Annotated in this window: 17 protein-coding genes; 5 read left to right on the top strand and 12 right to left on the bottom strand. The window is 64.1% G+C overall.

The features are described from left to right. Window positions 1–7: 7 nt before the first annotated feature. Window positions 8–928: an LpxL/LpxP family Kdo(2)-lipid IV(A) lauroyl/palmitoleoyl acyltransferase gene (locus ACVOLL_RS04030; RefSeq protein WP_481511709.1), complete on the bottom strand. Its 921-nt coding sequence runs from the start codon at window positions 926–928 to the stop codon at window positions 8–10. Window positions 929–1,335: 407 nt separating this feature from the next. Here ACVOLL_RS04030 and waaA point away from each other — a divergent pair, with 407 nt between their 5' ends. Both waaA and ACVOLL_RS04020 read left to right on the top strand, forming a co-directional pair. Then, window positions 1,336–2,643 carry a lipid IV(A) 3-deoxy-D-manno-octulosonic acid transferase gene (gene waaA, locus ACVOLL_RS04025; RefSeq protein WP_481511708.1) on the top strand — a complete coding sequence of 436 codons (1,308 nt, stop codon included), beginning with the start codon at window positions 1,336–1,338 and terminating at the stop codon, window positions 2,641–2,643. A gap of 337 nt (window positions 2,644–2,980) precedes the next feature. Beyond that, on the top strand, window positions 2,981–3,298 hold the full coding sequence (locus tag ACVOLL_RS04020; RefSeq protein ID WP_481511707.1) for a hypothetical protein: 318 nt from the start codon (window positions 2,981–2,983) through the stop codon (window positions 3,296–3,298). Between the two features lie 40 nt (window positions 3,299–3,338). On the opposite strand, the gene ACVOLL_RS04015 is transcribed toward ACVOLL_RS04020, so the two are convergent. The 3 genes from ACVOLL_RS04015 to ACVOLL_RS04005 all read right to left on the bottom strand — a co-directional run bounded on the left by ACVOLL_RS04015 (window position 3,339) and on the right by ACVOLL_RS04005 (window position 6,162). Next, complete coding sequence (locus ACVOLL_RS04015) at window positions 3,339–4,694, bottom strand: TolC family outer membrane protein (protein ID WP_481511706.1); 1,356 nt, start codon at window positions 4,692–4,694, stop codon at window positions 3,339–3,341. Between the two features lie 20 nt (window positions 4,695–4,714). Continuing rightward, the gene (locus tag ACVOLL_RS04010) at window positions 4,715–5,362 is read right to left on the bottom strand and encodes a protein-L-isoaspartate O-methyltransferase family protein (RefSeq protein WP_481511705.1); all 648 of its coding nucleotides are present in this window, start codon (window positions 5,360–5,362) and stop codon (window positions 4,715–4,717) included. A gap of 125 nt (window positions 5,363–5,487) precedes the next feature. Then, window positions 5,488–6,162 (bottom strand): TetR/AcrR family transcriptional regulator, encoded by a 675-nt coding sequence (locus ACVOLL_RS04005; RefSeq protein WP_481511704.1) that lies wholly within the window; start codon window positions 6,160–6,162, stop codon window positions 5,488–5,490. Between the two features lie 105 nt (window positions 6,163–6,267). Here ACVOLL_RS04005 and ACVOLL_RS04000 point away from each other — a divergent pair, with 105 nt between their 5' ends. The 3 genes from ACVOLL_RS04000 (at window position 6,268) to ACVOLL_RS03990 (ending at window position 13,655) form a co-directional block, all read left to right on the top strand. After that, entirely contained in the window at window positions 6,268–7,395 is a 1,128-nt protein-coding gene (locus tag ACVOLL_RS04000) for an efflux RND transporter periplasmic adaptor subunit (protein ID WP_481511703.1), read from the top strand. A gap of 3 nt (window positions 7,396–7,398) precedes the next feature. Next, window positions 7,399–10,560, top strand: coding sequence for an efflux RND transporter permease subunit (locus tag ACVOLL_RS03995; protein ID WP_481511702.1), 3,162 nt, complete (start codon window positions 7,399–7,401; stop codon window positions 10,558–10,560). Between the two features lie 215 nt (window positions 10,561–10,775). Next, entirely contained in the window at window positions 10,776–13,655 is a 2,880-nt protein-coding gene (locus ACVOLL_RS03990; protein WP_481511701.1) for a ligand-binding sensor domain-containing protein, read from the top strand. A gap of 52 nt (window positions 13,656–13,707) precedes the next feature. On the opposite strand, the gene gdhA is transcribed toward ACVOLL_RS03990, so the two are convergent. The 8 genes from gdhA to ilvG form a co-directional block, all read right to left on the bottom strand. After that, window positions 13,708–15,057, bottom strand: a complete 1,350-nt coding sequence (gene gdhA / locus ACVOLL_RS03985) for an NADP-specific glutamate dehydrogenase (protein ID WP_481511700.1) — start codon at window positions 15,055–15,057, stop codon at window positions 13,708–13,710. Between the two features lie 115 nt (window positions 15,058–15,172). Further along, window positions 15,173–16,234: a 3-isopropylmalate dehydrogenase gene (leuB, locus tag ACVOLL_RS03980; protein WP_481511699.1), complete on the bottom strand. Its 1,062-nt coding sequence runs from the start codon at window positions 16,232–16,234 to the stop codon at window positions 15,173–15,175. 238 nt (window positions 16,235–16,472) lie between these two features. After that, window positions 16,473–17,051 carry a 3-isopropylmalate dehydratase small subunit gene (leuD, locus tag ACVOLL_RS03975; RefSeq protein WP_481511698.1) on the bottom strand — a complete coding sequence of 193 codons (579 nt, stop codon included), beginning with the start codon at window positions 17,049–17,051 and terminating at the stop codon, window positions 16,473–16,475. Then, window positions 17,051–18,469 carry a 3-isopropylmalate dehydratase large subunit gene (gene leuC / locus ACVOLL_RS03970; protein WP_481511697.1) on the bottom strand — a complete coding sequence of 473 codons (1,419 nt, stop codon included), beginning with the start codon at window positions 18,467–18,469 and terminating at the stop codon, window positions 17,051–17,053. Before leuC ends, leuD begins: the two co-directional genes overlap by 1 nt. Before the next feature lie 35 nt (window positions 18,470–18,504). Further along, window positions 18,505–20,058 carry a 2-isopropylmalate synthase gene (locus ACVOLL_RS03965; protein WP_481511696.1) on the bottom strand — a complete coding sequence of 518 codons (1,554 nt, stop codon included), beginning with the start codon at window positions 20,056–20,058 and terminating at the stop codon, window positions 18,505–18,507. Beyond that, window positions 20,055–21,155 (bottom strand): threonine dehydratase, encoded by a 1,101-nt coding sequence (locus ACVOLL_RS03960; RefSeq protein ID WP_481511695.1) that lies wholly within the window; start codon window positions 21,153–21,155, stop codon window positions 20,055–20,057. Before ACVOLL_RS03960 ends, ACVOLL_RS03965 begins: the two co-directional genes overlap by 4 nt. 111 nt (window positions 21,156–21,266) lie before the next feature. Next, window positions 21,267–21,518, bottom strand: coding sequence for an ACT domain-containing protein (locus ACVOLL_RS03955; protein WP_057632948.1), 252 nt, complete (start codon window positions 21,516–21,518; stop codon window positions 21,267–21,269). After that, entirely contained in the window at window positions 21,502–23,229 is a 1,728-nt protein-coding gene (ilvG, locus tag ACVOLL_RS03950) for an acetolactate synthase 2 catalytic subunit (RefSeq protein WP_481511694.1), read from the bottom strand. Before ilvG ends, ACVOLL_RS03955 begins: the two co-directional genes overlap by 17 nt. Window positions 23,230–23,231 lie beyond the last annotated feature (2 nt).

Genomic DNA, 23,231 nt, shown 5'->3' with positions numbered 1-23,231 from the left:
GGCCGCTTCAGTCGTAGAAGTGACTGCGGCCTTCGGGCTGGCGCTTGAAGCGGCGGTGGATCCACAGGTATTGGGTAGGGGCTTCGCGCACCATTGCTTCGATGGCGGCGTTGACCTGGGCGGTATCTGCAACCGCATCGTCGGTGGGGAAATCGGGCAGGGGCGGCGCGATCTTCAGCACATAGCCGCTGCCTTCGCGCCGATGGAAGTAGGGCACCACGGCACAACCAGTCATCCGCGCGAACTGATGGGTGGCGGTGATGGTGGAGGCCTGCATGCCAAAGAACGGCACGAACACCGAATCCTTGCCGCGCATGTCCTGGTCCGGTGCGTACCAGAGAAAGCCGCCTTTCTTCAGATGGCGCACGGTGGCGCGGATGTCCTCGTTGGCGAACATCGCGCAGGCATACTTCAGCCGCCCGCTTTTCACCGCCCACTCCATCACCGGGTTGCGGTACTTGCGGTACATGCCGGCCAGCGGCACGTGGTCGCAGAGCAGGCGGCCGCACATTTCAAGGGTCATGAAGTGGCCTGACACCAGCAGCACGCCGCGGCCTTCGGCCTGCAGCGCCTTGAGATGCTCCAGTCCTTCCCATTGCACCTGCGGGCGGATGACGTCGATCTTGCCCCACCAGGCGCGGGCAAATTCAAATATCCCCACGCCGAGTGCGTCGAAGCTGTCGCGCAGCAGACGTTGCCGCCAGGCCTCGTCCTGCTCCGGGAAGCAAAGCTTGATGTTGACCTCGGCTGCATGGCGGCGGCTGCGGGCCAGGTGCAAGGCCAGCCAGCCGATGCCACGCCCCAATGCGCGCTGCAGCGTCCATGGCAGACGTGCGGCGATGAGGGCAATGCCAAGCCAGGCAAAGGTGGGCCAATGGCGTGGCTGCAGCAGCGAGGGCCGGGTGGCGGTGGAGGGTGAATCGGACATGTGTCGATTCTAAGCCACGCAAGTGACGGCAGGAGCACGGCAGGGTTTGCTGCAGTGGGTGGAGAGGTGGAGGCTGGACTCTGGAGGCGAAGGCGAACAAGCGAGAGCAATGGCAAAGGCACCCCTCCTCGATCCTCCCCTGCGCTGCGCGCAAGGGAGGAGGAAAAGCAAGGGCAGCCTTCCTCGATCCTCCCCTGCGCTGCGCGCAAGGGCGGAGGACAAGCAAGGGCAGCCTTCCTCGATCCTCCCCTGCGCTGCGCGCAAGGGAGGAGGACAAGCAAGGGCAGCCTTCCTCGATCCTCCGCTGCGCTGTGCGCAAGGGCGGAGGCGGAGCGAAGGCAGCGCCGCAGCTCGGTTGGCAGCCCTTCGTCTCACGCAGTTCCGGTGTTCTCCCGTATCCTTCGCCGATGCGTAAGGATCCAGTCGAATTTCTGCTGCGCGGCATCTATTCCGTCGTGCTCTATCTGTTACTGCCCATCACCGTGTATCACCTGGTGTGGCGTGGGTTCCGCGTGCGTGAGTACTTCCGCCGCTGGGACGAGCGTTATGCTTCCTACCCGGAAAGTGGTGGTCAGCCGCGGGTCTGGTTGCATGCGGTGTCGGTGGGGGAGGTCAATGCGGCGGCGCCGCTGGTCAATGCCTTGCGTGCGCAGCGGCCGGATATCCGTTGGATCATCACCACCATCACCCCGACCGGTTCGCAGCGGGTGCGCGCGCTGTGGGGTGATGCGGTCGATCATGTTTATCTGCCGTATGACGTGCCCGGCAGCGTGAGTCGTTTTCTGGGCCACTTCCAGCCCAGCCTGGCGCTGATCCTGGAGACCGAGTTATGGCCGAACATGTTGTTCGGTTGCCGTGATCGTGGCATTCCGGTGTACATCCTCAATGCCCGCCTTTCTGCGCGTTCGTTGAAGGGCTACCGCATGCTCAAGGCGTTGGTTGGCCGCGCGCTGCGTACTGTGACCTGCGTGGCGGCGCAGTCGCAGGCCGATGCGGAGCGATTCATCGAGCTTGGCGCGCTGCCCGAGCAGGTACAGGCCTTGGGCAATCTGAAGTTCGACATCCATCCACCGGACCCGACGTCGATGCTGCAGGCATTCCATCAGCACGTGGCGGCGACGCGGCCGATATGGATTGCCGCCAGCACCCACGAAGGCGAAGAACAGGCGGTGATCGAAATACATGCACGCTTGTTGCAGCAGCATCCGGATGCCTTGCTGCTGTGGGCGCCGCGTCACCCTGAGCGCTTTGCCAAGGTCGAGGCATTGGCGCGCGAGCCGGGCTGGCGCGTGGCCACGCGCAAGGCGCAGCAATGGCCGGGTGCGGATGCGCAGGTATTCGTGATCGACACGTTGGGCGAGCTGATGGCGTTTTATGCCTGTGCACAGGTAGCGTTTGTCGGTGGCAGTCTGCAGGCCATTGGCGGGCACAACTTGCTGGAGCCGGCGGCGATGGGTACGGCGGCAGTTACTGGCCCGCACCTGCATAACTTCGCCGAAATTTCGCGACGGATGGATGAGGCTGGTGCCTTGTGCATCTGTGCCGATGCAGCCGAAGTGGGGGCCGCCGTGTCGCGTCTATTGCAGGATGAGGCCGAGCGCGAGCGCATGGTGCAGGCGGGACGTGCGCTTGTCGCCAATGGCCGTGGCGCGCTGGAGCATACGATTGCATTGATCACCCCGCAGTTGCCGCCGCCGAGCGAGTCTGCTGGGTAACTGTTTGCCGGGGCCAGGGTGCTGGCGATTGTCTGTGGGAGCGGTGTAAGCCGCGAAGCTGATCTTGCTGAAGCCCTGGGTTCCTGTGCCATCTGATGATGCCCATGCTTCGCCGCTTACACCGCTCCCACAAATGAGCAGTGTCGGGCGGCATGGCACGGGTACGTACAGTGAGCCAGGGCTTCCACGCAGAGCCGTGAAGGCCTGCAGAACGCTGTTTCCTGTGCGCGCTACGCTTGGCTGAACTACGGTGCCGAGGACAATATTGGAGGCTGCCACTACCGAGGATCTTGTGTCCGGAGTGTTGCCTCGTCATGTCCGGAATCTTTGCCGGATCATGATTTCGCTGCAACTCCGCAGCGATCAAGGAGGATGTGCGATGTCGATGAATACTTTTCCGAAGCGGTTGATCGTCGGTGTATTAGCGGCGGCGTTGGGCGCTTTCTCTGCTTCGGCGTTGGCCTCCTATGCACATGTAACAACCTACGGGACAGGGGCTACTTATCAAGCAGCTTTGTCTTGGGCGAACCAGAGTGCAGCCATTGCATGCGCACAAAACGGCGGGAATCTGATTAGCAGCTATGTCGTGCTTTCCAATCAATCTGCATTCGGATGGAACGTTACACTCGCAGGAACATGTTTCATCTACCCATAAAAAAACGGGCCCGATAGGGCCCGTTTTTTGTGACTGCCTATTACTGTGGATTGCTTTGCAGCTTGGCGGTGGCATCCACCGTCAGCAGACGGTTGATGTCCTGGACTTCAGCGATTTCCAGATCACCCACGGCCTGGCTCAGCTGCAGGCGGGACTGCAGGAAGTTGTAACGGGATTGCGCGTAGTCCACCTGGGCCTGGAACAGGGTCTTCTGGTTCTGTACCACGTCCAGCACGGTACGGGTACCAACTTCCAGGCCGACCTGCGAGGCGTCATAGGCGCTCTGTGCGGAGACCACGGTCAGGCGACGCGCTTCCACTTCGCTGATACCGGCAACCAGTGCCTGGTAGGCATTGCGGGTGTTGCGGTCGAGGGCGCGCTTCTGTTGCTCGAAGGTGTCCTGGGCGATATCGCGACGGGCCAGCGCCTGACGCACACCGGACTGGGTGGCACCACCGGCGAAGATCGGCACGTTCAGGGTCAGGCCGATGCTGTTGCTGGTGGCGTCGGGGGAGAGTGAGCTGCCGCCGATGCTGTCACCCCATTTGGCGCTCTTGCCCCAGTTGCCACCCAACGACAGGGTCGGGTAGTGACCACCGCGCGCGGCAGACACGTTGGACTCCGCTGCGCTGACCTGCAGTTCCTGCGACTTCAGTGCCGGGTTGCGTGCGACCGCATCGGCGACGAGCTGGTCGACGTTGCTGCGGTTGGCTGGCACTTCCGGGCGGAAGTCGGCCGGCAGGCCGCGCAGGTCGCGCACCGGCTGGCCCGTCAGCTCCGTCAGAGCCTGGTAGGCATCTTCCAGTGCATTGCGGGTAAGAATGGTATTGGCGCGGGCCTGATCGTACTGGGCGCGCGCTTCGTGCACGTCGGTGATCGGTGCCAGACCCACTTCCAGGCGCTTGTCCGCGTAGTCGAACTGCTTCTTGGCAGCGGCTTCGTTTGTCTCGGCAGCGGTCAGCGATTCAATGCCGACCAATACGTTGAAGTAGGTGGTCGCGGTGCGCACCACCAGGTCATCGTTGGCCGAGTCCAGGGTGAAATCGGCGGCCTTGCTGATATCGCGCTGCGCACGCAGATTGGCGAACTGCGACCAGTTGAACAGGGTCTGGCTGCCGTTGATGCCGTAGCTGCGGGTTTTGGTGGTAGCGCTGCCGCTGACGCCGTCAGCCTTGGAATGAGCGCGTTCCAGCGAGGCTTGACCGCCAATCTGCGGCAGCAACGCCGCACGTGCCTGCACCTGGCCTTCCTTGTCGAACAGGCGCGTGGATTCAGCCGCAGCCAGCTGCGTGTCACCGTTGCGGGCCATTTCGTAGACCTGCAACAGGTCGGCGGCATGGGAAGTCAGCGGAGTGAGGGCGACTGCCAGCGCAAGGGTGAGGGATCGGCGGATCATTGCGGCTTCCTTGGACGGTTTTAGAGTTGGAATTGCGGTGCGGGCGCAGCGCCCTGCAGGTAATCAAGATCGGTTTCGAACAGCGAGGCGGTGCTGCCATCGGCCTGGACCAGCACCGCTTCCATTACCGGCGAGACGCCGCGGATGGCAAACAGGCGACCGCCAGTGCGCAGCAGCTTCAGCAGCTCCACCGGAACAGTTTCTACCGCACCGGTGATGCAGATGGCGTCGAACTGACGCTGGCTCTGCCAATTCAGGCCGTCGGCCACTTCAATGCGGACATTGCTGCCCAGCTTGGCGGCGTCCAGGTTCTGGCGGGCACGCTCGGCGAGTTCGGGCTGGATTTCCAGGCTCAGCACTTCGCGGGCCAGTTCGCCCATGCAGGCGCTCAGGAAACCGCTGCCGGTGCCGATTTCCAGCACTTCGTCGGTCGGCTGCAGATCCAGCGCCTGCAAGGTACGGCCTTCGATGACGGGCTTCATCATCTTCTGGCCATGACCCAGCGGCAGCTCGATATCGGCATAGGCCAGGGCACGGTGCGATTCGGCGACGAAGGCTTCACGCGGCAGGCGGGCCAGCACGTCCAGGACGCGGACCTCCAGCACATCCCAGGGCCGGATCTGCTGTTCAACCATCATTTCGCGGACGTGGGAGTAATCAATCGTCATGGGAAGCTCATCATTCCAGCGCAGTGGGCCGGCCATTTTACCGGTTACCAGAGACAAAGTACGGGCCCAACATTGCGGCGAGGGCCGCGTTGGACGCAGTGCCGGAAGTCATTCGCACCTCCGGTTCATTCAGCTTGCGGGCGCGGGGCGTACGCGCGCAGGAAAAAATCAACGCTGGCGGCGATGTGAACGTCGACATTGAGCTGATCCGGGGCGGTGCACAGGCCACACATCATATGGGCATGGACTTCACCCTTGATCAGGCAGAAGAACTGCCGCGAGGCCAAGGGCAGGTCGTCGATGTCCAGCTGGCCACGGGCAACGCGGGCGCCGAGGAACTCCGCCAAGGCGGTTTCGGTACGGGCCGGGCCGGCTTGCCAGAACATCTGCCGGACCCGGTCATCGGTATCCGGCGTCATCATCATGCGCTGGGTGGCAATGGCCGCATCGCTGCTGATCAGGGCGAAAAAGGCATGGCCGATGCCCAGCAACTGGCCCCGCAGCGGCGCCTCGTTGTCAGTGACAAACAGCTCGTCCGGCATCATCTCCACGCACTTGGCCTGGATCGCCTGGCTGAACAAGGTGTCCTTGTCGCCAAAATGGCTGTAGACCGTCAGTTTGGAGACACTGGCACGGGCGGCGATCTCGTCCATGCTGACGCCGTTGAAACCCTGCTCGATGAACAACTCCTTGGCTGCGTCCAGGATGGCCGCGCGCTTGCCAAGGTCCTTGGGGCGACCCGGACCGGAGCTGCGTTGCGCCGCTGTCGCGGGTGCTGGGGAGGGTTTTTTCGGAGACATCAGGTAATACTAGACCAGCTGGTTCGATATTTATACTATACCGATGCGTTTAGTAATGGCGGTGAAACCCCGTCCCCTCTCCCCCTTGCGTCAGCGACCTTATTTATGACCCACCTTCGATGGATTGGCTGTTGCCTGCTGTTGCCCTTGCTTGCTGCCTGCGGCAAGCCTGAAACCGCGCCTGTACATGCTGTACCCGTGTTGGTGGAGCATCCGGCCGGCAATGGCGGGGTGGCGATCGGCGCCTATCCAGGCGAGGTGCGTGCACGCGAGGAAACCGCGCTGTCCTTCCGCGTTGGTGGCAAGCTGCTGCGGCGTGAGGTGGATGCCGGTCAGCGGGTCAGCAAGGGCCAGTTGCTGGCCGAACTCGATGTTGCCGACTACAACCTGCAGGCGCGTGCGGCGCAGGCACAGTTCGCTGCCGCCGAGGCTGATCTGGTGCGGGCCCGTGACGAGCATAAGCGCTACCAGACGCTGGCCAGCCAGCAGCTGGTCAGCCAATCCGCGCTGGACGCGCAGACTGCAGCATTGAAAGCAGCGCAGGGTCAGGCCGATGCGGCGCGGGCCAATCTCGATGTTGCGCGCAATCAATCCGGCTACGCCCAACTGCATGCGCCGGAAGGCGGCATGATCGCCAGCCGCGAGGCTGAGGCCGGGCAGGTGGTTGCTGCTGGCCAGACCATTTACACGCTGGCTGCAGACGGCGCGCGCGAGGTTGCCATTGCGCTGCCGGAAAGCACGATCCGCGATTTCAGCGTCGGCCAGGCAGTGCAGGTTGAGTTGTGGAATCAGCCAGGCAAGCCCTTGTCAGGCAGCATCCGCGAGATCGCGGCCGCTGCCGATCCGCAGGCGCGTACCTATGCTGCGCGGGTCAGTCTGGCAGCCGACGCATTGGATACGGTTGAACTGGGCCAGAGCGCGCGAGTGTTCATCGCCCACGGCAAGCAAGGCGTGATGAGCGTGCCGCTGGCCGCGGTGCAGGCTGGCAAGCAGCCGCAGCAGGCCAGCGTCTGGGTGGTGAGCCCGGCCGACGGCAAGTTGCAGGCGCGCACGGTGACGCTGGGTGCCTATGGCCCGGAGAGTGTGCCGGTGTTGGCAGGCTTGAAGGCCGATGATTGGGTGGTTGCCGCCGGCGGACATCTGCTGCGTGAAGGTCAGCAGGTGACTGCGGTGGACAGGAGTAATAGGCCGGTACTTGCGCCTGCCGCCGCATCCGCAAAGAAAGGGGAGTGAGGCGTGAAGCGCTTCAATCTTTCCGAATGGGCACTCGGTAACCGCCCGCTGGTGCTGTTCATGATGATCGCGATGGCGATCATCGGTGCCTGGTCGTACAAGCACCTGGGGCAGTCCGAAGATCCGCCGTTCACCTTCAAGGCGATGGTGGTGCAGACCATGTGGCCCGGTGCCACTGCCGAGCAGGTGTCCAAGCAGGTCACCGAGCCGATTGAAAAAGCATTGATGAACACCGGCGAGTTCGAGTTCATCCAGGCCTATTCGCGCCCGGGTGAGTCGCAGGTGATCTTCATGGCGCGCGACTCGATGCCGTCCAAGGACGTGCCCGAGCTGTTCTACCAGGTGCGCAAGAAGGTCGGCGACATCCATTCGCAGCTGCCGGCCGAAGTGATTGGGCCGTTCTTCAATGACGAGTTCGGCGACACCTTCGGCAATATCTATGCGCTGACCGGCAAGGGCTTCGACTATGCCTTGATGCGCGACTATGCTGATCGCATCCAGCTGCAGCTGCAGCGCGTGGACGATGTGGGCAAGGTCGACCTGCTCGGCCTGCAGGACGAGAAGGTGTGGATCCAGCTGTCCAACACCAAGCTGGCGACGCTGGGCGTGTCGATGCAGCAGGTACAGCAGGCACTGGCGCAGCAGAATGCGGTGGCCCCGGCCAGCTGGTTCGAGACGCCGACCGATCGCGTGCAGTTGCGCGTCAGCGGTCAGTTCACTTCCGTCGAGGACATCCGCAACTTCCCGATCCAGGCGGGTGACCGCAGCGTGCGGCTGGGCGATATCGCCGAGGTGAAGCGTGGCTTCGCCGATCCGGCCTCGGCCAAGATGCGCTTCATGGGCGAGGACGCCATCGGCATTGCCGTTGCGATGAAGAGCGGTGGCGACATCCTCAAGCTGGGCAAGACCCTGGACAGCGAGTTCGAGCAGTTGCAGAAGACGCTGCCGGCGGGCATGCAGCTGCGCAAGGTTTCTGACCAGCCGCATGCGGTGAAGGAATCGGTGGGCGAGTTCGTCAAGGTGCTGACCGAGGCGGTGGTGATCGTACTGCTGGTGAGCTTCTTCTCGCTGGGCTGGCGCACCGGACTGGTGGTGGCGGTGTCGATCCCGCTGGTGCTGGCGATGACCTTCTTCGTCATGCATCAATTCGACATCGGCCTGCACAAGATTTCACTGGGCGCTTTGGTGCTTGCGCTCGGTCTACTCGTGGACGACGCGATCATCGCGGTGGAGATGATGGCCACCAAGATGGAGCAGGGCTATGACCGCCTGCGTGCGGCCAGCTTTGCCTGGACATCCACCGCCTTCCCGATGCTGACCGGTACCTTGATCACCGCGGCCGGCTTCCTGCCGATTGCCACCGCGGCATCGAGCACCGGTGAATACACGCGTTCCCTGTTCCAGGTGGTGACCATCGCGCTGGTGGTGTCGTGGATCGCCGCGGTGCTGTTCATTCCGTACCTGGGCGACAAGATGCTGCCGGACCTGCACAACCCGCAGCCGCCCAAGCCGGGCAGCATCGCCGGGCGCTGGCACGCCATGCGCCTGCGTTGGGCTGATCGCAATCCGGCCGTGGCCAACCTGATCAAGCCCAAGGAACTGGCGCACGATCATGACCCTTACAAGAGCGCGTTCTATCAGCGCTTCCGGGTGTTCCTGGATGCCTGCCTACGGCGCCGCTGGCTGGTGATTCTGGCCACGGCGGGCTTGTTCGTGTTCTCGCTGGTGATCTTCCGCTTCGTGCCGCAGCAGTTCTTCCCGGATTCAACCCGGCCCGAGTTGATGGTGGATATCGAGCTGGCCGAAGGCGCGTCGCTGACCGCTACCCAGGCGCAGGCGCAGAAGTTCGAAGCGCTGATCAAGGGGCACAAGGGTGTGGCCAACTTCGTCGGCTATGTCGGCAATGGTTCGCCGCGCTTCTACCTGCCATTGGACCAGCAGTTGCCGGCCACCAATTTCGCCCAGTACGTGGTGCTGGCCGAGGACACCAAGGCGCGCGAACAGCTGCGTGATTGGTTGTTGAAAGAGGTGGTGCCGAAGTTCGGTGATGTGCAGCTGCGCGTGACCCGGCTGGAGAACGGCCCGCCGGTTGGCTACCCGGTGCAGTTCCGTATTTCCGGCGAGCATATCGAGCGGGTGCAGGCGATTGCTGCGCAGGTGGCGGATAAAGTGCGGCAGAACCCGCATACCACCAACGTCAATCTCAACTGGAGCGAGCCGAGCAAGGTGGTGCGTCTGGTCGTGGACCAGGACCGTGCCCGCGTACTGGGCGTGAGCAGTGCGCAGATCGCGCAGTTCCTGACCAGCTCGCTGTCGGGCATGACGGTGAGCACCTACCGCGAAGGCAATCGCCAGATCGGCATGTTGCTGCGTGGCCCGGATGACGAGCGTGCGCGCCTGGACATGCTGGGCAGCCTGGCCATCCCGACCGCCAGCGGCAAGTCGGTGTCGTTGTCGCAGGTGGCCAAGCTGGAATATGCCTTCGAAGACGGCATCATCTGGCACCGCGACCGCCTGCCAACCGTCACCGTGCGTGCCGACATCGGCGACAGCATGCTGCCGGTGGGCGTGGTCGAGCAGATCGTGCCGACCTTGAGTGAAATCCGCGATGCCCTGCCCAGCGGCTATCTGCTGGAAACCGGCGGCACCGTGGAGGACTCGGCGCGCGGGCAGAACTCGATCAAGGCCGGCATGCCGCTGTTCCTGGTGGTGGTGGCGACGCTGCTGATGGTGCAGCTGCGCAGCTTCTCGCGGGCGGCGATGGTGTTCATCACCGCACCGCTGGGCATCATCGGCGCGACCTGGTTCCTGCTGCTGTTCCAGGCCCCGTTCGGCTTCGTGGCGATGCTGGGCACGATTGCCCTGGCCGGCATGATCATGCGCAACTCGGTGATCCTGATCGACCAGATCCAGCAGGACATCGACGCCGGCCACGACCGCTGGCACGCCATCATCGACGCCACCGTGCGGCGCTTCCGGCCTATCGTGTTGACCGCGCTGGCGGCGGTGCTGGCGATGATCCCGCTGTCGCGCAGTGCCTTCTACGGCTCGATGGCGATCTCGATCATGGGCGGGCTGATCGTCGGCACGGTGTTGACCCTGGTGTTCCTGCCGGCGCTGTATGCGGCCTGGTTCCGGGTGCGCCCGGATGAGGCCAGCCATTGAGGGCAAGCCGGCGCTGATCCGTCGTCGGTGCGCTCGGCCATGGGGCTGGGCGTAAGAAACGACGATGGATTTCACGGTTGAGATGGTAAATTGGCGCGTCGACGGGGGAGTCGACGTGACCTGCGGAGGCGGGTTTGTACAGACGCCAGAGGATTACTGACGCCACAGCTGCATGGTTTGCAGGCCGAAACAGGCTGGCGGCCGGGCTGTGGGCCTTGTTCGCAACAGCACTTTTCTGGGCCGCGACCCTGCCGCTGGCACAGGCCTCGCGGCATACCGTGGCCGGTTGGGGCATGGAACAGGGGCTGCCGCACAATCTGGTGCAGTCGGTGGCGCAGGGCAGCGACGGCTTCATCTGGCTGGGCACCTGGGAAGGCGTGGTCCGCTTCAACGGCCGCAGCTTTACCGTATTCGATCGCCAGAACACTCCAGGTGTGGAGCTGTCCGGGGTGCTGAGCATCCTGCCGGAAGCCGATGGCGCAGTGTTGTTCGGCACCATCTCAGACGGCGTCTATCGCTATCACCGTGGGCGCTGGGAGGCGCTTGGCGGTGCCGATGCACGGCATCTATCGGTCGCTGCACTGCTGCGGGATTCGTCCGGTGACCTGTGGATCGCTGCCAAGGACAGGTTGCTGCGCTTGCTGCCGTCCGGGCAGCTGCTCGATGCCGGCAGTGCGCTGGGCCTGCCCGAGGTGCCGATCACCGCGCTGCGCCAGATGGCGGACGGAGCGATGTTGGTGGCCACCGAAACAGGTGTCTACCGGGTGCAGCAAGATCGTCTGACGCCATGGAAAGATACCGCTGGCTGGGTGGTACGTGATCTCGCCGATGATGGCAACGGCGGCTGGTTGGTGGCTGCCGACGACGGCGTACATTGGCTGCATGGCAATGGTCAACGGCAGCATCTGCTGCCCGGTGAGCGGGTGGATGCGGTGCGCCCTGACGGCAGCGGTGCGTTGTGGCTGAGCCTGTCGGCTGGCCGTTTGGTGCGCCTGTCCGCAGGCAAGGTCGAGCGGATAGGTGTTCCCGGACAGGTCAGTCCGGCCTTGTTGATCGACCGCGAAGGTCTGATCTGGGCGGGCAGTACCGATGGTCTGTTTCGCATCGATGAGGGCGCCGCACGCGGCCTGACCACCGAGGATGGCTTGGGATCGGACTATGTGCGGGCACTGATCCAGTCCGACAACGGCGATGTCTGGATTGGGCATTCCGAAGGCCTGAACCGCATGCGCGGTGATGCAATCAGCGCGGTGCGATTGTTGCCTGGTACAGGCCGTGACGCCTCGGTGCTGGCCTTGGCCGGGCGTGGCCAGGGCGTGTGGGCAGGCACGTACAACCAGGGCGTGCTTGGCCTGGATGTGACCGGCCGGGTCGTGCAACGGATCAGCTTGCCCGGCACCGTCCAACCATTGATCCGCAGTCTGTTGAGCGAAAGCGATGGCGGCCTGTGGATAGGCAGCTCGGAGGGTCTGTTCCATTCCCAGCAGGGCAAGCTTCATCACTACGGGCTGGAGGAGGGGCTGCCGGGGCTGGCGGTGCACGCGCTGTACCGCGACGCTGCCGGCGTACTCTGGATAGGCACCAACGGTGGTATGGCGGGGCTGGGCAAGGACGGCAAATTGCAGGCGTGGTCACCCGATGTCGGTTTCCCAGCGCGCTATGTCTTCGATTTCCTTGGCGACGACAATGGTGACCTGTGGATTGCCAGCGACCACGGATTGCTGCGCAAGCGTGGTCTGGACATGATTGCCTTCGATCATCGCAACGGGCTGCCGCGCGACAAGATATTCCGGGTGATCGATGATGGCGCCGGTCATTTGTGGTTGCCCAGCAATCAGGGTGTATTCCGACTCGATCGCAGTGACCTGATCGCGGTAGCGGCCGGCGCACGTACGCATCTTGCCGTGCAGGTGCTGGACCATACCGACGGCATGCCCAGCAGTCAGGGCAATGGTGCCTCGTCCCCAGCAGGATGGCTCACCCGCGAAGGTGAACTGTTGTTCCCCACCGGCGGTGGTCTGGCGGTGATTGATCCGCAGCGGGTCGATGGCAATACGCGCTTCCGCAAATTCCCTGTGGCCATCGAGAACGTGGTCATTGATGGTGATCCACAACCGCTACGCAGCGCTTACTACCTGCCCGCGGGAGTGGATCGCATTGCCGTGGCCTACGCCGGCCTGGGCTTCCGCGCGCCGGACAAGATGCGTTACCGCTATCGACTGGAAGGTTTTGATGCCGATTGGGTGGACGCGGGTAGTCGCATCGAAGCGATCTATACCAATCTGCCGCCCGGAAAATATCGTCTGCGTATCCAGGCGATGTCCTTGCCATTGGATTGGGAAAACACCAGTCGTGGCGGCGAAGCATTGTTGGACCTGGAGATCGCTGCGCCGCTATGGCAGCGCCCCTGGGTACGCTGGCTGAGCGCTATTGCCGCGCTCGGCCTGGTTCTGTTGCTTTCAGGTTGGCGTGCGATCAGCTATCGACGCGGGCAGCAGCGCTTGAGCAGCGAGATCGCTGCACGTACCCAGGAATTGAGCGAGAAAAACCGCGCGCTGGAACAAGCCGATTCCGAGCGCGCCAGTCTCTTGCGACGTCTGGAACATCAGGCGATGCACGATGCGCTGACCGGTCTGCCCAATCGGCGAGCGGGCGACGCCTATCTGCAGCAGGCGCTGCAGCGTGCCAGCGCCGGGGGAACGCCCCTGAACGTGGCGCTGGTGGATGTGGACCACTTCAAGCAGATCAATGACCGCTACGGCCATGACGCCGGCGATCAGGTGTTGCGCGACATCGCCAGCCTGTTGCAGCTACGGCTTGGCAAGGAGCAGTTCGTGGCGCGGCATGGTGGTGAGGAGTTCCTGGTGGTGATCCACGGCATATCGCTGCAGGAGGCGGTAGCAGCGCTACAGGAGCTGCGCATCCGACTGGCACGGCTGCGCTTTGAGGACGTGGATGCCGAGGTCAGTGTCACCGTCAGTATCGGCGTCGCAGCACTGGGGCCAGGTCAGGCTGACGGACGCACCTTGCTGGCGGCCGCTGACCGGCAGCTCTATCGGGCCAAACGCGAAGGCCGTAATCGGGTGCTGTCGTAACGACGGCGCCTGCAGGCGCCGTCAGTTCCGATTCCTGCGCAGGCTGGATGACTCAGTACAGGCCCTGCGCCAACATGGCGTCGGCGACCTTGACGAAGCCGGCGATGTTGGCGCCGTCCACGTAGTTGACGCTGCCATCGGCACGCACGCCGTGCTGCACGCAGTTGGCATGGATCTCTTTCATGATCACGTGCAGGCGTTCGTCGACATCGGCGTGGCGCCAGGAAAGACGCAATGCGTTCTGGCTCATTTCCAGTCCTGATGTGGCCACGCCACCGGCGTTGCTGGCCTTGCCCGGTGCGTACAGCGTGCCAGCCTGCAGGAATACATCCACTGCTTCCAGCGTCGATGGCATGTTGGCCCCTTCGGCCACGCACAGCACGCCGTTGTGGACCAGGGTGCGTGCGTCGGTTTCGTCCAGCTCGTTCTGGGTGGCGCAGGGCAGGGCGATATCGGCCGGGATATGCCAGGGGCGACGATCGGCGAGGAACTCGAAGCGGGTATCGTCGCCGAGCTCGGACAGCCGGCCGCGACGTTCGTTCTTCAGTGCCATCACTTCCTGCAGGGCTTGTTCGTCGAAGCCATCACGCGCATACAGGGTGCCGCCGGAATCGGAGAAGGTCAGTACCTTGGCGCCGAGTTCGCTGGCCTTGATCGCCGCGTACTGGGCGACGTTGCCGGAGCCGGAGACCAGCACCTTGGCACCGTGGGTCTGGCGCTTGGCGTGGTGCAGCATCTGCTCGACGAAGTAAACCGTGCCGAAGCCGGTGGCTTCCGGCCGCATCAGGCTGCCGCCATAGGCCAGGCCCTTGCCGGTGAATACGCTGGAGGCGTCATTGCTGAGCTTCTTCATCATGCCGGCCATGAAGCCGACTTCGCGTGCACCCACGCCGATATCACCGGCCGGCACGTCGGTATCCGGGCCGAGGTGGCGGTACAGCTCCAGCATCAGTGCCTGGCAGAAACGCATCACCTCGCCGTCGCTTTTGCCCTTGGGATCGAAGTCCGAGCCGCCCTTGCCGCCGCCCATCGGTAGCGTGGTCAGCGCGTTCTTGAAGGTCTGCTCGAAGGCGAGGAACTTGAGGATGGACAGGTTCACCGACGGATGGAAACGCATGCCGCCCTTGAACGGACCAATCGCCGAACTGTGCTGCACCCGCCAGGCGCGGTTGACGTGGGTTTGGCCCTTGTCATCGGCCCAGGCGACGCGGAACTGGATGACCCGCTCCGGCTCGACCAGACGTTCCAGCAACCCATATTGCGTGTACTTCGGGTTCTGCTGCAGGAACGGCCACAGGCTGTGTGCCACTTCCTTTACCGCCTGCAGGAACTCGGATTGGTTGGGGTCGCGCTTGGCCACATAGGCCAGGAAGTTGTCGGGAGTGCGGTAGTTCAAGGTCATTCCTTTGTTGGTGCGGGACCTGAAACGACAGGTCCAATGAAGAAACGGCGTGGTATCCACCTGGCGGGAACAGCCCGCAAAAAAAAGACGCGGCCAAGGGCCGCGTCCGGTTACATCAGTTCAACTGTGCAAGCACGGCTAGCCCGGCTTGCTGGGTGTTGAGCGCCTGCCCTTGCGCGGCCAGGTCGGCGGTGAAATGACCGCCATCGAGTGCGGTGCTGACCGCTTGCTCGATTGCCGCAGCCTCAGCCTCCAGTCCCAGCGAATGCCGCAGCAGCATCGCCGCGCTCAAGATGGTGGCATAAGGATTGGCGATGCCCTTGCCGGCGATATCCGGTGCCGAGCCGTGGATCGGCTCGTAGATGCCGACCTTGCCTTGTTCGCCCAACGAAGCGGAAGGCAGCAGGCCCAGCGACCCGGCCAGCATCGACGCTTCGTCGGTGAGGATGTCGCCGAACATGTTTTCGGTAACGATCACGTCGTAGACGCGCGGCTTGGCGATCAGATGCATGGCCATGGAATCGACCAGCTGGTGCTCCAGTTCCACATCGGGGAATTCTTCGCGGCCGATGCGTGTGGCGATGTCACGCCACAGACGCGAGGTTTCCAGCACATTGGCCTTGTCCACCGAGGTGAGCTTGCCGCGGCGCTGCTGGGCCAGGCGGAAGGCGCTGCGCAGCACACGCTCGATCTCGACCACGGTGTAGCGGCACAGATCGCTGGCGCTGTCGGCATCGCGGCTCTTGTCGCCGAAGTAGATTCCGCCGGTCAGCTCGCGCACCACCACGAAGTCCACGTCCTTGAGCAGTTCGGGCTTGATCGGAGAGGCGTTGAGCGCAGCCGGGTGGGTGCGCACCGGGCGCAGGTTGGCGTACAGGCCCAGTGCCTTGCGGATCGCCAGCAGGCCTTGTTCCGGGCGGACCTTGGCATTCGGGTCGGACCACTTCGGGCCACCAACGGCGCCGAGCAGCACCGCGTCCGCCTTGCTGCAGGCGTCCAGCGTGGCTGCCGGAAGCGGCTCGCCATGATTGTCGATGGCGATGCCGCCGATGTCATGCTCGCTGAAACTGAAGCTGTGGCCGAAACGGCTTGCGATGGCCTTGAGCACGTCGACGGCAACGGCGGTGATTTCTGGACCGATGCCGTCACCCGGCAGTACGACGATGTTGGCTTGCATGTAAGGGTTCCAGTTGCTGTTTGTTTTGTTTGAAGCCCCTCTCCCTGCGGGAGAGGGGTTGGGGTGAGGGTAGGGAGCTACGGTGCACTACTTAACTGCGTGGCTTCGCCCCTACCCTCATCCGCCCCTTCGGGGCACCTGCATTCGGCACATCCATGTGCCTCACCTTACGGGCGGCTGCGCCGTGCAGTCCGGCAATCCTGCCGGACTGTCTCCCAGAGGGAGAAGGATTGAAGCATCACGCTACGCGCGCCGCCTCATACCGCTCGATCTCATCGACCCGGCCCAGCAACCAACCCAGCTGATCCACGCCTTCCAGCAGGCAGGTCTGCGAGAAACCATCCAGCGGGAAGCTATAGGTCTTGCCGCTGGAAGTACGCAGCTCACGCGCTGCGACATCCACCGTCAGTTCGTCATCCGGGTTCTGCATCAGCGCCTGCACATCGGCTTCGTCCAGCACGATCGGCAGCAGGCCGTTCTTCAGCGAGTTGTTGCGGAAGATGTCGGCGATCTCACTGCTGACGATTGCCTTTAGGCCCAGATCGGTCAGCGCCCACGGCGCATGTTCACGTGAGGAGCCACAGCCGAAATTGCGCCCGGCCAACAGGATGGCGCGACCCTGGTTGTGCGGTTGGTTGAAGGCGAAGTCGGCATTCGGCGCGCCATCGGCCTGCCAGCGCCAGTCATTGAACGCGTTCTTGCCCAGGCCGGCACGCTCGGTGGTGGACAGGAAACGCGCCGGAATGATCTGGTCGGTATCGATATTGGTCTGGCGCAGCACCACGCTGCGCGAGGTGATCGTGGTCAGTGCGGCCATCACGCCACCTCCTTGGCAAACAACTCGCGGGTATCAGCAACACGGCCATTCACTGCTGCCCAAGCCGCACTCATCGGCGAGGCCAGCAGGGTGCGCGAGCCCGGCCCTTGGCGGCCTTCGAAATTGCGGTTGCTGGTGCTGACTGCCAACTGGCCGGGTGCGACCAGGTCGCCGTTCATGGCGATGCACATGGAGCAGCCCGGCTCGCGCCACTCGGCACCGGCAGCACGCACGATCTCATGGATGCCTTCGGCCTCGGCATCGCGCTTGACGATCTCCGAGCCCGGCACCACCAGCATGCGCACGCCGTCGGCGACGCGGCGACCGCGCAGCACCTGCGCCACTTCGCGCATGTCGTTCAGGCGGCCATTGGTGCAGGAACCGACAAACACCACATCCACCGGCGTGCCGATCAAGCTGTGGCCGGCTTCGAACTTCATGTAGTCCAGGCCCTTCTGCGCGGCGGCATCGTTGGCAGCCGGGATCGGCGCATCAACCGCAATCGCGGTGCCCGGGTGCGTGCCCCAGGTCAGGGTCGGGCGGATATCAGCGGCATCGATCTGCACTTCGACATCGAAGCGTGCGCATTCGTCGCTGTTCAACGAGGACCAGTACGCCACGGCCTTGTCGAAGTCGGCGCCCTTGGGGCCGCGCGGGGTCTTGGCGACCCAGTCGAAGGTGATCTGGTCCGGCGCCACCATGCCGGCGCGCGCGCCAGCTTCGATCGACATGTTGCACAGGGTCATGCGCTGTTCCATGTCCATCGCGCGGATCGCCGAGCCACGGAATTCCAGCACATGGCCGGTGCCACCGTTGACACCGATCACGCCGATGATATGCAGCACCACATCCTTGGCGCCCACGCCCGGCGCAACCTCGCCATCGACGGTGATTGCCATGGTCTTGGCCTTGCGCTGCAACAGGCATTGCGTGGCCAGCACGTGGCCGACTTCGCTGGTGCCGATGCCGAAGGCCAGCGAGCCGAATGCGCCGTGGGTGGAGGTGTGACTGTCACCGCAGACGATGGTCATGCCCGGCTGGGTGAAACCCTGCTCCGGGGCGATGACGTGGACGATGCCGCGGTTGGCCGAAGACAGATCGAACAGCTCGATGCCGTACTCGGCGCAGTTCTTCGCCAGCGTCTCGACCTGCGCTTCGGAGGCCTTGCTGGCATAGGGCAGCTTGCCATCCGGGCCGGCCGGCAGGGTCGGCGTGGAGTGATCCATCGTCGCCTTGGTGCGGTCGGTGCGGCGCGGCTTGATGCCGCGCTCGCGCAGTTCGGTGAAGGCCTGCGGCGAGGTGACTTCATGGATCAGGTGCAGGTCGACGTACAGCACGGCCGGCGCGCTGTCGGATTCGGGAACGACTACGTGCGCGTCCCACAGTTTGTCGTACAGGGTTTTGGGTGCGGAGCTCATTGGTTCGTTCCGTTGCCTATGTTCTGCCGTCGCGGTCAGGCGCTGACGGCTTCCTCGGTGGTGCTGCTTTCACGCTGGCGCAGCAGGCGGTTGGTGACATCCAGCCAGGCAAGCGCGCTGGCTTCGATGATGTCACGGCTGGTGCCGGTGCCTTCGAGGATTTCGCCTTCGTGACGTACGCTCAGGTTGGCTTCGCCGCGCGCATCGGCGCCGATGCCGACGCTGTGCACGTGGTAGCTGTCCAGCGTCAGCTGCACGCCGGTGGCGGCCGACAATGCCGAGAACAGCGCATCGACCGGGCCGTCGCCCTGCGCAGTTTCAGCCACGCGGTTGCCTTCCGGATCGGACAGCTCGACCAGCGCATTGGCGCGGCTGCCGACATCGCTGATGGTCATCGAGGCCAGTCGGTAGCCGTCGCTGCTGGAAGTGCCCTGCATCAGGGTCTGCAGGTCGGCGTCGGTGACCACACGCTGCTGTTCGCACAGCGCCTTGAACTGCTCGAAGATCAGCTTCAGTTCTTCTTCTTCCAGCCAATAGCCCAGCGCACGCAGGCGCGCCTCGACCGCGGCGCGGCCGCTGTGGCGGCCCAGTACCATCTGCGAGGATTCCCAGCCCACGTCTTCCGGACGCATGATTTCGTAGGTGTTGCGGTTGCGCAGCATGCCGTGCTGGTGGATGCCGGACTCATGCGCGAAGGCATTGGCGCCAACGATGGCCTTGTTGCGCTGGACCGGCATGCCGACCAGGCGCTGCAGCAGCTGCGAGGTGGGCACGATGCGCTGGGTGTCGAAGCCGGTATCGAAGTTGTAGAAGGCGTTGCGCACCTTCAGCACCATCGCGATTTCTTCCAGGGCGCAGTTGCCGGCGCGCTCGCCGATGCCGTTGATCGAGCCTTCCACCTGCCGCGCGCCGCCTTCGATGGCGGCCAGCGAGTTGGCCACGGCCAGGCCCAGATCGTTGTGGCAGTGGGTGCTGAAGATGACCTTGTCGGCACCGGCGGCATTGGCGATCACGTGCTGGAACATCGCGCGGATTTCTTCCGGCGTGGTGAAGCCTACGGTGTCGGGCAGATTGATGGTACGCGCACCGGCGGCGATGGCGACCTGGGTGACTTCGGTCAGGAAGTCCAGCTCGGTGCGGGTCGCGTCTTCGGCGGAGAACTCGATGTCATCCAGATAGCCGCGCGCCATGCTCACATGCTTGTGCACCGATTCCAGTACCTGCTCCTTGCTCATGCGCAGCTTGTGCTCGCGATGCAGGGGGCTGGTGGACAGGAACACGTGCAGGCGCGGGCGCGCTGCGGCTTCCAGGGCCTTGACCGAGGTTTCGATATCGCCGGCCAGGCAGCGCGACAGCACGGCCAGGACCGGCTGTCGTACCTCGCGGCCGATCAAGGCCATGGCTTCGCGGTCGGACTGCGAACTTGCGGGGAAACCGGTTTCGATCACGTCCACGCCCAGTTCCGCCAGCGCCCTTGCCATCACCAGCTTCTGTGGTGGCGTCATGCTGCAGCCGGGTGATTGCTCACCGTCGCGCAGGGTCGTGTCGAAGATGGTAATTCGCGGGGTGTTGTTGGTTGGAGTATTCACCAGAGGGTCTCCTCGACTGCGGCGGTAACGGAAATTTGGGGGGATTCGGATTTGGTGCTGCGCTGTGTCGATGCAACGACACGGCTTCTAAGTCGTTCGGCGTTACGCCGTCGAGGTTTGCGTGGTGGGCTGGGGCGGACTTCAGACAACAAGGTCGACAATACCGTGGCATCGATGTTGCCGCCGGATACCACCGCACACTTACGCTTTCCGGAGACCCGGCGGCCCGCGGCCAGCGCCAGCGCGCCAGCACCTTCGGCGATGACGTGTTCTTCCAGCGCCAGCCGCACCAGGGTTTCGCGCAGCTCGGCTTCACGCACGATGACCACGTCGTCGAGCAGGTTGGCGCACAGGCGGCGGGTAAGGAAGCCTGGGATCTTGACCTTGACGCCATCAGCCAGGGTCGGGACCGGATCAACTTCGCGCACATCGCCCTTGATCGCACGCGCCATCGAGTCCACGCCTTCGACCTGCGCACCAATGATGCGCACGCCCTGCGATTTCAGGGCCAGTGCGACGCCCGAGGCCAGGCCGCCACCGCCGATAGGCACGATCACCACATCCGGTGCATGCGGCGCCAACTCGATGCCCAGCGTGCCTTGGCCGGCGATCACGTCCGGGTCGTCGAAGGCGGACAGGAAGCGGTAGCCGTTCTGTTCGGCCAGCTCGCGGGCGAAGGCGAAGGCTTCGTCGTAGCTGTTGCCATGCTGACGCACGGTGGCGCCCCAATGCTGGACGCCGGCAATCTTGGTGGCCGGTGCCCCATGCGGCATCACCGTGATGGCTTGCACGCCCAGCCGGTGCGAGGCCCAGGCCACGCCTTGGGCATGGTTGCCGGCCGAAGCGCAGATTACCGGGCGCTCGTCGCCGCGCTCCAGCGCAGCCAACATCGCGTTCAAGGCGCCACGCACCTTGTAGGAGCCGGTGCGCTGCAGGTTTTCGAGCTTGAGCCAGGTGCCGAAACGCTCTGCGTAGTGCAGCGGGGTAGGCGGCAGAAAACGGCGCAGGCGTGCCTGCGCGGCCAATACGTCGGCAACGCTGACGTTCAGGACGTCAGCGGGTGCTGCAACTGCGACGGCGCGGCCACGGTCAGGCATGTACGTGGCCGTCACCGGATACCAGCGAACCCGCTGTCGGCAGTTCGCGTCGAAGAAGACGCCTCCGTGGTTTGCGGCGGCGTACTACCGGTACGCCACTTACATCGCTGCTCATACGCTGGCACCTGCTACCGGTACCAGCCGCACGGATTCGCAGTCGTAGACCTTCTGCAACTGGTGGCACAGGGTTTCCGGCGGGCGCGTGCCATGGATGTCCATCTGCACGTGCCAGCGGCCGGCATCGTCGGCATTGCGGTTGCCGGCGATGTTGCTGGGGGCGAAGCCGCGCCGTTCGACCATGCCGATCACGCGCACCAGCGCGCCTTCGGCAGGCTTCAGCACCAGGTCAAGCCGGTATTGCATTGGAACTCTCCTGCGCTGCCTTGGCATGGGCTGGGTTGCTGTCCAGCATGGTGCTGTTGGCGTTGTTGGGTGGCACCAGCGGCCACACGTTGGCGCGTGCATCGATGGACACGTGCAGGAACGCCGGGCCGGGCGTATCCAGCATGGCGGCCAGTGCATCTTCAACCTGGGCACGCTGGGTGATTCGGGTGGCGGGGATGCCGAACACCTGCACCAGCGCGGCGAAATCCGGGTTGTCGGACAGGTCGATCTCGCTGTAACGCTCGGCGAAGAACAACTCCTGCCACTGGCGGACCATGCCCAGCGAAGAGTTGTCCAACAACACGATCTTCACCGGCAGGCGACAGCGGGCGATGGTGGCCAGCTCCTGTACGTTCATCATGAAGCTGCCATCACCGGAGACCAGCACCACGGTGCGGTCAGGGCAGGCGAACTGCGCGCCCATCGCCGCCGGCAGGCCGAAGCCCATCGTGCCCAGTGCGCCGGAGGTCAGGTGATTGCGCGGGTGATTGAAGCGACAATGCTGCGCTACCCACATCTGGTGCTGGCCGACATCGCAGGCGATCACGGTATCTGGAGGTGCAACTTCGCTCAGCCGCTTCAACAGCGCCGGTGCATAGATATCATGGCCAGGGGCGTCATAGCGGGCGGCGAACTTCTCACGGTTGGCGGCACAACGTGCGCGCCAGCTGTTGCAGCTGCTACGGATGCTGGTCAGTGCCTGCAGGCCGGTCTTGACGTTGCCGGGAATGGCGATGTCGACCGCGCGCAGCTTGGAGATCTCGTAGGCATCGGCATCCAGATGGATGACACGGGCGAACGGGGCGAACTCGGCCAGCTTGCCGGTGGCGCGGTCATCGAAACGGGCACCGACCACGATCAGCAGGTCCGACTCCTGCACCGCCATGTTGGCGGCGCGGGTGCCGTGCATGCCCAGCATGCCCAGGTATTGCGGATGGTTGGCCGGCAGTGCACCCAGGCCGCGCAGGGTCAGTACGGTCGGGATGCCCGAGCTTTCGACGAAGTGGCGGAACTCGCCAACCGCATCGGCCAGGCCGATGCCGCCACCGCCGTAGATCACGGGCTTCTCAGCAGCGGCAATCATTTCCACCGCTGCAGCCAGGCGTTCGGCTGAAGGTGCCGGCACCGGATCCACCGAGGCCGGCACGTGATCGGGCAGGTGCGAGGCATCACCCAGCTGCACGTCCTTGGGCAGGTCGATCAACACTGGACCGGGCCGCCCTTCGCGGGCGACACGGAAGGCTTCGGCAACCACGTGCGGCAGCTCATCAACGCTGCGCACCAACCAGCTGTGCTTGACGATCGGCAAGGTCATGCCGAACACATCCAGTTCCTGGAACGCATCGGTACCCAGCAGCGGGGTAGCGACCTGGCCGGTCAGGCACACCATCGGTACCGAGTCGAGCATGGCATCGGCAATGCCGGTGACCAGGTTGGACGCGCCCGGGCCTGAGGTGGCCACGCATACGCCTACCTTGCCGCTTGCGCGGGCATAACCATTGGCGGCCAACGCGGCGCCCTGCTCGTGTCGTACCAGGATGTGCTTGAGGCTGGAGTCCACCAATGCGTCGTAGAACGGCATGATGGTGCCGCCCGGGTAGCCGAACAGCGTTTGCACGCCTTCGGCTTCCAGGGCCTGCGTCAGCCAGCGTGCGCCGTTACGGGGCGCACCGGGGGTGGAAGTGTTCATGC

Source organism: Stenotrophomonas sp. STEN035, assembly GCF_056759935.1.
This window is presented reverse-complemented; position numbering and strand designations above follow the sequence as displayed.

Bases quoted from the DNA above. Each gene is read 5' to 3' on its own strand.
- waaA (WP_481511708.1), top strand. From the start codon at position 1,336: ATGCGTAAGGATCCAGTCGAATTTCTGCTGCGCGGCATCTATTCCGTC.
- ACVOLL_RS04030 (WP_481511709.1), bottom strand. From the start codon at position 928: ATGTCCGATTCACCCTCCACCGCCACCCGGCCCTCGCTGCTGCAGCCA.
- ACVOLL_RS03955 (WP_057632948.1), bottom strand. From the start codon at position 21,518: ATGCAATACCGGCTTGACCTGGTGCTGAAGCCTGCCGAAGGCGCGCTG.
- ACVOLL_RS04005 (WP_481511704.1), bottom strand. From the start codon at position 6,162: ATGTCTCCGAAAAAACCCTCCCCAGCACCCGCGACAGCGGCGCAACGC.
- ACVOLL_RS04015 (WP_481511706.1), bottom strand. From the start codon at position 4,694: ATGATCCGCCGATCCCTCACCCTTGCGCTGGCAGTCGCCCTCACTCCG.
- ACVOLL_RS04020 (WP_481511707.1), top strand. From the start codon at position 2,981: ATGATTTCGCTGCAACTCCGCAGCGATCAAGGAGGATGTGCGATGTCG.
- leuC (WP_481511697.1), bottom strand. From the start codon at position 18,469: ATGAGCTCCGCACCCAAAACCCTGTACGACAAACTGTGGGACGCGCAC.
- ACVOLL_RS03960 (WP_481511695.1), bottom strand. From the start codon at position 21,155: ATGCCTGACCGTGGCCGCGCCGTCGCAGTTGCAGCACCCGCTGACGTC.
- ACVOLL_RS04010 (WP_481511705.1), bottom strand. From the start codon at position 5,362: ATGACGATTGATTACTCCCACGTCCGCGAAATGATGGTTGAACAGCAG.
- ACVOLL_RS04000 (WP_481511703.1), top strand. From the start codon at position 6,268: ATGACCCACCTTCGATGGATTGGCTGTTGCCTGCTGTTGCCCTTGCTT.
- gdhA (WP_481511700.1), bottom strand. From the start codon at position 15,057: ATGACCTTGAACTACCGCACTCCCGACAACTTCCTGGCCTATGTGGCC.
- leuD (WP_481511698.1), bottom strand. From the start codon at position 17,051: ATGGCCGCACTGACCACGATCACCTCGCGCAGCGTGGTGCTGCGCCAG.
- ilvG (WP_481511694.1), bottom strand. From the start codon at position 23,229: ATGAACACTTCCACCCCCGGTGCGCCCCGTAACGGCGCACGCTGGCTG.
- leuB (WP_481511699.1), bottom strand. From the start codon at position 16,234: ATGCAAGCCAACATCGTCGTACTGCCGGGTGACGGCATCGGTCCAGAA.